The sequence below is a fragment of the Acinetobacter sp. UBA3132 genome (assembly GCF_002364825.1).
Taxonomy (GTDB): Bacteria; Pseudomonadota; Gammaproteobacteria; order Pseudomonadales; family Moraxellaceae; genus Acinetobacter; species Acinetobacter schindleri.
The window spans coordinates 1-10,022 of record NZ_DEZM01000208.1 but is presented as its reverse complement, the minus strand read 5'-3'; the positions used below and the strand labels follow the sequence as shown (position 1 = coordinate 10,022).

The following is a 10,022-nucleotide window of genomic DNA, read 5'->3' as shown; positions in this document are numbered from 1 at the left end:
ACTGCATGACGACACTCTTCACCCACAATCAGGCCAATCGGTTTAACCAGATTAATGCTATGAGCCAGCACTTTACCGACCTGTGAAGTATTCAGCAGGGCAATGGTCACGCCAAGCTTGGCCAGACCAATCACGCTGGCGAGCATTTCCGGGCGGTTCTCGACCATCAGGGCAACGACATCGCCTTTTTTCGCACCTAGCGACAGGTAGTAATGTGCAATCTGGTTGGCCCAGCCATTCAGTTCTGTATAGCTAAAGCTCTGGTCTTCAAAACGCAGGGCAATGCCTTCCGGGTTGCGCTGTACCGCTTTTTCAAAAGCGAGACCCAAACCTGCAGCAGTATTCGGGGTACGTAAATAAGCCTGCCTAAGTCCATTGACCAAGTTCGGCACTTTTTTCAGGAAAGCGGGGATTTTGGCTGCGACATCAGCAATACCAATCAGATCATGTTGTGTGGTTTGGCTCATGGTAATCCTATTTCTTTTACGTATCCGATACGTGCACTGAATATGCAATAACTGTCCGTTGTAGTTTTAATGGCTGATTTAAAGAGTAATCAACCTAATTTGACAAAATCTAGCAAAAAAAACCTAGTCACCGAAATGACTAGGTTTTTTTTAGTTACTGCAATTGGGCGAATTATGACTCAGTTGCAGTATTGGCTTTTTTCGGTGGACGGCCACGTGGGCGACGTGGACGGGCAGGAGATTTCTCTGCTTTTTCCGCTTCTGTTTCCACTGTTTCTGCTTTAACTTCAGTTGCTTCAGCAGTATTTTCAGCGGCTGATGCTTTCTCTTCAGCGGCAGCAGTTGATGCTTTAGCTGTAACAGGTGCATTTTCAGGCTGTTCTGTAGCTTCTGGCTCAGTTTGAGCTGCTGTTACTGCAGTCTCAGGTTGATCAGCAACTAAAGGTTTAACAGGCTCGTCAGTTCTTAGAACTTCAATCGTCTCGGCTTGTTGTGCTGCCACAGCCTGAGCTTCAGCAGCGGGTTTAGTCGGTTTTCCTTCCGGTTGAGCTGCCTGTTTTGCTTGTACAAGTGCCTGTTCTGCAGCAAGTTTTGCCAGACGACGACGCTCACGTGGATCATTAGCTACACGCTTTTCTGACACAGGTTTTGGTGGAGTCAGATCCAGTACCGGAGCAGGTTCTGGTTCTGGCTGAGCCTTGTTCACCTCTACATCACGCGTCACCGGTTTTTTCTCGGCAGTCACTGCTACAACAACAGTTTCATTGTATTGCTGCGTGAACTTGTCCAGTGCACGGTTGAAGGTCGCCATCAGGCCGAACTGCTCAATCAGTACTGAACAGTCTTCACCGTACACATGACGGATCAGGCTGCCTACGGTGTACTGACCAAGTGTCGGTACTTGTGAAGGACGAAGCTGAGCGGCCTGAGCCTGCTGACCTTGTGCCGCACGACGGTCACGACGACGTTGACGTGGGTCATTGCTGGCACGAGACTTTTCAGCTTTCGGCGTTACCTGTTCAAGCGCTGCTGCTGGAGCAGGGGCTTCAGTCAGATCAACCGCTTCAGTTTTCTCTTCCAGTTCTGCTGCCATCGTTGCTACGGCTGGTGCCTTTTCAGGTGCAGTTTCTTCAGCCGGAGTAGCCACTACAGGTGCTGTACCGTTCAGCGCTACGATTTCACTTTGGCCTTGATCGACATTCACCATCATAGCTGTTGGTGTAACGTCCTGACGCGGTGCATCAATCAGCTCTACGCGTACTTGACGCTCATTAGCTGCTGGAGCTTCAACTTGAGCAGGTGCTTGCGGAGCAGCCGTTTGCTCATTCAGTACGCTTTGATCGCGGTGGCGATTAGGACGTTCTGGACGTTGCTGGTTACGACGGTCACGACGTGGCACAGCTGCTTGCGGTTCAGCTTGAGCATCCTGGTTGTGCTCTTGCTGATGGCGCGGGTTCTTGCGCTTTTGCTCACGTTGTTCTTGACGCTGTTCCTGGCGAGACAACTGAACCACTTCTTCATGCACTTGTTGCGGTGCATTGTCATGTTGTTGCGGTTCGCGTTGCTCTTTGTGCTTGTTATTGCGCTGTTTTTTATGGCTGCGTTGTGATTTTTCTTCACGTTCAGCCTTTTCAGCCTGATCACGCTCTGGCTTGTGTGCCACAGTTGATGGTGCAAGGTAAGCATTGCTGGTTGGTGTAGCAGCTGGTTGTGGGACATGCTGCGGCGCCTGCTGTGCAACAGGTGATGTAACCTGGCCGAATTGACCACGGCTGACTGCGCCATTATTTACCAGCTGTTCAATCGCAGCAGCTGCATTATTGGCAGTGCGAGATTGATCCACAGTGGCAGCCTGTTTTTGTACAAACAGGTTTTCTAACCAAGCACATGGGCTGGCAGCAGTTGCAGCAACCTGAGCAGGGGCCTGTTGGGCAACCGGCGCTTGCTGTGCATTCTGGTTTTGCTGGTTTTGATGTTGATTATTACGGCGTTTATTGTTTCTGCCATTGTTTTGTTGCTGTACAGGCGCTGGTGCAGCTGCATGCGCATTTTGTTCTTCTTCTAAATGCCACTCAGAAGACTCATAACCCAGTTCTTTTTCACTTGAACGTGTTGCTTCAGTACGTTCATAGCTCGTCGGTGCAAAACCTTCAGGATTATAAGAAATCTCGTAATGCGGCGTTTCCAAGTGCGGGTGCGGCAATACAGTCACACGTGTACTTGAAGTCTGTTCCAGGTAAACCAGGCTGTGACGCTTTTCATTCAATAAGAATGCAGCGATTTCAACCGGTACTTCAACCTGAACTTCACCATGACGTTCACGCAGAGCAATTTCTTCCACTTTACGCATGATTGAAAGTGATAAAGAACGTAGGTCACGCACCATACCTGTGCCATGACAGCGTGGGCAGACATAGCCCGTGGCTTCTTCAAGCGAAGGACGTAAGCGTTGACGGCTCATTTCCATCAGGCCAAAACGTGACAATTGACCAAACTGGATACGTGCACGGTCACTTTGGGTTGCTTCACGCAGTTTTGCTTCAACCATGCGCTGGTTGCGGTCTTTGGTCATATCGATAAAGTCGATCACGACTAAGCCGCCAATATCACGTAAACGTAACTGGCGTGCAATTTCTTCAGCAGCTTCAAGGTTGGTATTTAACGCGGTATCTTCAACGTCCTGACCACGAGTCGATTTTGCCGAGTTGATATCGATCGACACCAATGCTTCAGTCTGGTCAATCACGATTGAGCCACCTGAAGGAAGTTTCACTTCGCGCTCATAAGCCGTTTGGATCTGGCTTTCGATACCGAAGTGCGCAAATAATGGCTCATTTAAAGTATAGGTTTTGAGCTTGTCTAACTGACGTGGCATGACCGCTTTTACGAAGTTATAGGCTTCATTATAGGCTTGTTCAGAGTCAATCAGGATTTCTGCCACGTCGTCACGTAAATAATCACGGATCGCACGTGTCACCACGCCAGCTTCTTGATGAACCAGCATTGGTGATGGACCAGAGCTTGCAGTGCTTTGGATTTGCGCCCAAAGGTCAAGCAAGTGCTGAAGATCAAGTTGCAATTCTTCTTGAGAGCGGCCGATCCCTGCAGTACGTACAATCACGCTCATACCACGCGGTACATTTAAAGAGGCCAGCATCTCTTTCAGCTCTTCACGGACTGAACCTGAAATCTGACGGCTGATACCACCACCTTTCGGATTGTTCGGCATCAATACCAGATAACGGCCAGCAAGAGAAATGAAAGTAGAAAGGGCAGCACCTTTATTGCCACGTTCTTCTTTTTCCACCTGAACCAAAAGCTCGGTGCCTTCAGTAATCAGTTCGCGGATATTCGAAGTTTGGCGAGGATCTGCTTTATAGTAAGTATTGGCAATTTCACGCATCGACAAGAAACCTTGACGACCCGCACCGTATTCAACAAATACAGCTTCTAAAGAAGGTTCTACGCGAGTCACGTGACCTTTATAGATATTAGATTTCTTTTGTTCACGGGTACGATTCTCTAAATCGAAATCGTAAAGACGCTGACCAGTGACAAGTGCAACGCGAATCTCTTCGGCATGTGTTGCATTAATCAACATACGTTTCATGGGTGTAACACCTTATAGTGATACACAGCAAAAAATCGCTATACACGTAGCGAACATCACACATCACGGATCAATGGCTCAAATCTGCAATGAATTTCATTGTGGTTTGAGTCTTTTATTCCCAGCGTCTATTTTAATATAGATCAGCTTTGGTTTTGATTCACGTATTGATGATGGCAATACGGCTTCAATCTTTAAACGATTAAAGTCACCTGAACGCTTCACTGGCGGACGAGCGGTGCATTGGATGTGAGTAACTTTCACTGTCACATTGCTCGAAGATCATCCCTTCTTTATAGATAGAGTGTCTTGATACGGAATTATCGTCGTACCTTTACAAACTGTGCAGATCCAATGCATCAAACGCTGTAGCCTGAAGTCGTCTTCAGGGTGCGACTAATCTGATGTGTATCAGTTTACGTTTAAAAGCCAACTAGGTTGGCGACATATTTTTTCAGACAAACTGATTTATGTACCTGAGGTACAATTAAACGCAACAGTTTGCTTTTTTGCCGATATAATAAGCCTTCGGCGTCGGCATAATTCTTTTGGGACCTTCCCGTATTATGTGAGGGTTTAATTGAATGATCATGTACAGAAATAAATCTGTCATGCACCAACTTTTACTCACAAACGATGGTTTCCGTGCGCTGACTATATCAAACCTTGAATCATCTGCCTATGGGCTAAGCTTATGTTTCTTGTGTAAAGCATAGCCTAAGTGGTCATTTATTAATCAATTTCAATCAATTTTTAGGTCATAGTAACTGTATGAATTCTACGCAACAATGGCAAAACGTCACGTGGTTTGAGGTGGATGAGCACCAAGATGGACAGCGAATCGATAATTTCCTGTTTAGCCGTCTAAAAGGTGTACCAAAAAGCCGCATCTATCGTTTGATTCGTGAAGGCCAGGTTCGCGTCAATAAAAAACGAATTAAGGCAGAAACTAAACTGGCCATTGGTGACCAAATCCGTGTGGCACCAATACGTTATGAACAAAAAGATGAATCTGCTGCACCGGTTTCTGACAAGGTCGCTCAAGGTCTGTTGGCACGTGTAATCTATGAAGATGAAGGCTTGATGGTGGTGAATAAGCCTTCCGGGATTGCGGTACATGGCGGTAGCGGTGTGGCCTATGGCCTGATCGAAGGTCTGCGCGCTGCAACGGGTAAAAAATACTTGGAGCTGATTCATCGTATTGACCGTGATACTTCAGGTCTGGTGATGATCTCGAAAAAACGTAGTGTGCTTAAAACCCTGCAAGATTTATTACGTGAACATAAAATTAAAAAAACTTATGCGGCTGTCGTGAAAGGGCAAGTAAGTCTGGATAAGCAACTTATTGATGCACCTTTACACCGTTATGAGCTGTCTAATGGTGAACGTCGTGTCCGTGTTTCTAAAGAAGGTAAGGATTCGAAAACTCAGTGGAATGTAGCAGAACGCTTTATGCATGCAACGCTGGTCTATGCATCGCCATTGTCAGGTCGTACCCATCAGATTCGTGTACATGGTTTAAGCATTGGTCATCCGCTGGTGGGTGATGAAAAGTATGGTCATGAGACGGAGTATCGTGGGCCAAAACCACGCCGTTTATGTCTGCATGCCATGCGTCTGGAAATTCCAGGCTATCCAACCATTGAGGCACCTTTACCTGAAGATATGCAGAGTCTGGTTGCACAGCTTCGCGCGCAAAAGGCGGATAAGGTAGTCACACCTGCGGAAGATGATGAGTAAGTTAAACTTCTTATGTCTCTTTATTTATGACGATTTAGAGGCTAGGTTTCTCATCTAAATAGATGACAGGCGACATGGATGTCGCCGTTACTCTGTGGCATAGGGAAGTGCCATCAGAGTAACAAAGGATTTTTGCTACTTTTCATCCTTGAAAAGTAGATAATACCTATGCGAAAAGTAGCTGCTTATTGAAGTCAATTGTGGTGATTAATTAATTTAATACGTCTCTCCCTTGTGCAGCAGTGCTGCTCTTCTCCTGATAGGAGAGGACTCTAAAAGCTGAATCAAATCTAGGAAATCTTTATGAACTCACCTGTAAAACTGGTCATTTTTGATTGGGATGGCACTTTGTTTGATTCAGTTGCTCAAATTGTGGCTAGCCTGCAGTTTGCCGCGCAGCAATTTAATCAACCGCTGACCGATGCTGATGCCAAAAGCATTATCGGTTTAGGTCTGCCGGAAGTCGCGCAACGATTATTCCCAGCTGTGCCAGAATTGCATGCGGATATTTTGCAGGCTTATTCAGAACATTATGTAGCGAACTCGGTTGAGGATGCCTGGTTTGAAGGTGTATCTGAGATGCTATACGCATTAAAAGATCAAGGGATTAAACTGGCTGTCGCTACAGGTAAAAGCCGTAAAGGGTTGGACCGTGTATTAAAGCAGACCAATAGTCTGGAATTATTTCATGCGACTCGTGCTGCCAGTGAAACTCGTTCTAAGCCTCACCCATTAATGTTAGAGGAAATTCTGGCAGAAACTGGTGTACATGCCCATGAAGCGATTATGGTGGGGGATACCTCTTATGACCTGGAAATGGCGCTGAATATTGTCATGCCAAGTGTAGGCGTAAGTTATGGTGTGCATACGTCAGAGACTTTAGCGAATTTTAATCCGCTGTCGATTGTGAATGATGTCAGCAGCTTACATGAGTTTTTATTGGCTAAAGTCCAATGGAAGGAAGCGATTTAATTCAGTATGCTGGGTTTTATCAAATGACAGACAATTTATACAGTTTAAATGTCTGTCATTGAATTAAATTCGCGCATTTAATCTAATCTTTTAGTCTAAAGCTGCAAACTTGATCAATTTGAACGACCAAAATTGTTGAGAATTTCACTCGGTATTTTTCTATTAAAATTAATCAAATTATTGTTTTATATGAATTAACATAAGAAATATTTATAGCTATTAGCTATAGCGAAAAATAAAATAACTATTGGCATTCATTCATTAATTTTCCGATTCTTAGACTGTTTATTTTTATGCTCTTTTCAGTATCCGCCACTTTTCCAAATTGCAGAACGTTTTTTGCTCTTGGTTTGGCTCGGTTCTGGATTCCAGCATAAACCTCATTTTTGCAGTTTAAGGAAACATTGATGTCGAATTCTGCTGTTGTTGAATCAGTTGCACAAGCACTTCGTAGCGCTGAATTATCACAAACTGCGATTGCACCGATTCGCCCGGAACTTGGCGGTGAAAGTGCTGACGTAGATATCGCCTATGCCGTTCAGGAAGTGAATACCGAGCGTGCTTTGTCTGAAGGTCGCCGTCTGGTGGGTCGTAAAATTGGTTTGACGTCTAAAGTCGTTCAAGCGCAACTGGGTGTAGATCAGCCGGATTTCGGTATGTTATTTGCCGACATGGCCTATGGCGATGGTGAAGCAATTCCAGCTGGCCTTCTGATTCAGCCGAAAGTTGAAGCAGAAATCGCATTGGTGATTAACCAGGATTTAACCAAAGAAAAACACACGTATGCAGACATTATCAGCGCAACTGATTATGCACTGCCTGCAATTGAAGTGGTCGATAGCCGTATCGAAAACTGGAAAATCAGCCTGATTGATACTGTGGCGGATAACGCATCTTCTGCTGCATTTGTCTTGGGTTCTCAGCCGGTTAAGTTAGAAAAACTTGATCTTGTGAACTGCAAGATGGTGATGACGCGCGGTGAGGAAGTCGTTTCTCAAGGCGTGGGTAAAGCATGTCTTGCAAACCCACTCAATGCTGCTGTTTGGCTGGCTGATGAAATGGTACGCCGTGGTCGTCCGCTGTTAAAAGGCGACATCATCTTGACGGGTGCCTTAGGTCCAATGGTTGTGGCGCAACCAGGTGATGAATTCAAGGTTGAAATTGAAGGCTTCGGTTCAGTAACCGCTGCATTCGCTGCTGAATAATCGAATATTGAGAGTACATTCATGAAAAAGATTAAATGTGCAATGATCGGTCCAGGTAATATTGGTACGGATTTGCTTTACAAGTTACAACGCAGCGAATGGTTAGAACCAGTATGGATGGTGGGTATTGACCCAACTTCTGAAGGTCTTGTGCGTGCAGCGAAAATGGGTTTAAAAACTACTGCTGAAGGTGTAGATGGTCTTCTTCCTCACGTTCTTGAAGATGACATCAAAATTGCATTCGATGCAACGTCTGCCTACGTTCATGCTGAAAACAGCCGCAAGTTAAATGAACTTGGCGTGCTCATGATTGACTTAACGCCTGCAGCGATTGGTCCATTCTGCGTACCACCTGTAAACCTTGAAGCATTGCTTGCAGCTGGCGAAGTGCCAAACGTAAACATGGTAACTTGTGGTGGTCAGGCAACAATTCCAATGGTTGCTGCAGTATCTCGCGTTCAACCTGTTGAATACGGTGAAATCATTGCAACTGTATCGACTAAATCTGTTGGTCCAGGTACACGTAAAAACATTGATGAATTTACGCGTACAACTGCAGGCGCAATTGAGAAAGTTGGTGGTGCGAAACAAGGTAAAGCGATCATCATCATTAACCCGGCTGAGCCACCACTGATGATGCGTGACACTGTTCACTGCTTAGTTGAAGGTGAACCAGATCAAGCAGCGATCACTGAATCAGTACACGCAATGATTAAAGAGGTTCAAAAATATGTACCAGGTTACAAATTAGTAAACGGTCCTATTTTTGACGGTAACCGTGTTTCTATCTTCCTGGAAGTAGAAGGTCTTGGTGACTTCTTACCTAAATATGCAGGTAACTTAGACATTATGACAGCAGCAGCTGCACGTACCGCAGAAATGTTCGCTGAACACGTATTCAACAAAGAAGAAGCTTAAGGAGCAACCACATGTCTAAGATTATTGTTCATGATATGACTTTGCGTGATGGTATGCACCCACAGCGCCATCAAACCACTGTTGAGCAAATGATTGCCATTTCAACCGCACTTGATGATGCAGGCGTACCTTTAATTGAAGTAACGCATGGTGACGGCCTGGGTGGTTCATCAGTGAACTACGGTTTTGCTGCTGCAACTGACGAAGAATACCTATCTGCTGTTGTGCCACGTATGAAGAATGCAAAAATTTCTGCATTACTTTTACCAGGTATCGGTACGGTTGACCATTTGAAAATGGCACATGAAATTGGTGTATCTACCATTCGTGTGGCGACGCATTGTACTGAAGCGGACTGTTCTGAACAGCACATCACCGCTGCACGTAAATTAGAAATGGATACAGTGGGCTTCTTGATGTTAGCTCACATGGCTTCACCTGAAAAATTGCTTGAAGAAGCAAACAAGATGGTGTCTTACGGTGCAAACTGTATTTATGTGACTGACTCTGCGGGTTACATGCTTCCTCAAGATGTGATCGACCGCGTAGGTCACTTACGTCAACACTTGGATCCAAGCATCGAGCTAGGTTTCCACGGTCACCATAACTTAGGTATGGGTGTATCGAATACGGTTGCTGCTGTTCAAGCAGGTGCAACACGTGTTGACTTGGCATCAGCTGGTCTAGGTGCTGGTGCGGGTAATACTCCACTTGAACTGTTTGTTGCGGTGGCCAATCGTATGCAAATGGAAACTGGCGTTGACCTGTTCAAAGTACAAGACGTTGCAGAAGATCTGATCATTCCAATGATGACTCATCAGATCCGTGCTGACCGTGATGCTGCAACTTTAGGTTATGCAGGGGTTTACTCTTCATTCCTGTTGTTCGCTAAACGTGCTGAAGCAAAATATGGCGTATCTGCTCGTGAAATTCTGCTTGAGCTTGGTCGTCGTGGCACTGTTGGTGGTCAGGAAGATATGATTGAAGATTTGGCATTGACTATGTCTAAAGCGAAAGAGCTTCAAGCTTAATAGTTAAAAGCTAAATTTTAAAAAAGCGTCCGAAAGGGCGCTTTTTTATTTATTAGAATAAAATAGACCTCTTTCATAA

Annotated in this window: 7 protein-coding genes; 5 read left to right on the top strand and 2 right to left on the bottom strand. The window is 45.3% G+C overall.

All coding sequences use genetic code 11. The features are described from left to right. A partial coding sequence (locus B4033_RS11510; protein ID WP_286834130.1) for an AMP-binding protein occupies positions 1 to 467 on the bottom strand: 467 nt, incomplete at its 3' end. A 172-nt stretch (positions 468 to 639) separates the two neighbouring features. After that, a complete protein-coding gene (locus B4033_RS11505; protein ID WP_286834129.1) occupies positions 640 to 4,077 on the bottom strand; it encodes an Rne/Rng family ribonuclease in 3,438 nt (1,145 codons plus the stop codon). Positions 4,078 to 4,848: 771 nt separating this feature from the next. On the opposite strand from B4033_RS11505, the gene B4033_RS11500 reads away from it, so the two are divergent. The 5 genes from B4033_RS11500 to dmpG all read left to right on the top strand — a co-directional run bounded on the left by B4033_RS11500 (position 4,849) and on the right by dmpG (position 9,943). Beyond that, positions 4,849 to 5,817 carry an RluA family pseudouridine synthase gene (locus B4033_RS11500; protein ID WP_008305495.1) on the top strand — a complete coding sequence of 323 codons (969 nt, stop codon included), beginning with the start codon at positions 4,849 to 4,851 and terminating at the stop codon, positions 5,815 to 5,817. 303 nt (positions 5,818 to 6,120) lie between these two features. Continuing rightward, positions 6,121 to 6,789 (top strand): HAD-IA family hydrolase, encoded by a 669-nt coding sequence (locus tag B4033_RS11495; RefSeq protein ID WP_071320780.1) that lies wholly within the window; start codon positions 6,121 to 6,123, stop codon positions 6,787 to 6,789. A 407-nt stretch (positions 6,790 to 7,196) separates the two neighbouring features. Continuing rightward, on the top strand, positions 7,197 to 7,994 hold the full coding sequence (locus tag B4033_RS11490; protein ID WP_004647361.1) for a 2-keto-4-pentenoate hydratase: 798 nt from the start codon (positions 7,197 to 7,199) through the stop codon (positions 7,992 to 7,994). A 21-nt stretch (positions 7,995 to 8,015) separates the two neighbouring features. Then, positions 8,016 to 8,912: an acetaldehyde dehydrogenase (acetylating) gene (locus B4033_RS11485; protein WP_286834127.1), complete on the top strand. Its 897-nt coding sequence runs from the start codon at positions 8,016 to 8,018 to the stop codon at positions 8,910 to 8,912. Positions 8,913 to 8,923: 11 nt separating this feature from the next. Beyond that, positions 8,924 to 9,943, top strand: a complete 1,020-nt coding sequence (gene dmpG, locus B4033_RS11480) for a 4-hydroxy-2-oxovalerate aldolase (protein WP_286834126.1) — start codon at positions 8,924 to 8,926, stop codon at positions 9,941 to 9,943. Positions 9,944 to 10,022 lie beyond the last annotated feature (79 nt).

What these genes read in the sequence shown, in the direction of transcription:
- B4033_RS11505 (WP_286834129.1), bottom strand. Translation starts at nt 4,077, where the DNA reads ATGAAACGTATGTTGATTAATGCAACACATGCCGAAGAGATTCGCGTT.
- B4033_RS11500 (WP_008305495.1), top strand. Translation starts at nt 4,849, where the DNA reads ATGAATTCTACGCAACAATGGCAAAACGTCACGTGGTTTGAGGTGGAT.
- B4033_RS11495 (WP_071320780.1), top strand. Translation starts at nt 6,121, where the DNA reads ATGAACTCACCTGTAAAACTGGTCATTTTTGATTGGGATGGCACTTTG.
- B4033_RS11490 (WP_004647361.1), top strand. Translation starts at nt 7,197, where the DNA reads ATGTCGAATTCTGCTGTTGTTGAATCAGTTGCACAAGCACTTCGTAGC.
- B4033_RS11485 (WP_286834127.1), top strand. Translation starts at nt 8,016, where the DNA reads ATGAAAAAGATTAAATGTGCAATGATCGGTCCAGGTAATATTGGTACG.
- dmpG (WP_286834126.1), top strand. Translation starts at nt 8,924, where the DNA reads ATGTCTAAGATTATTGTTCATGATATGACTTTGCGTGATGGTATGCAC.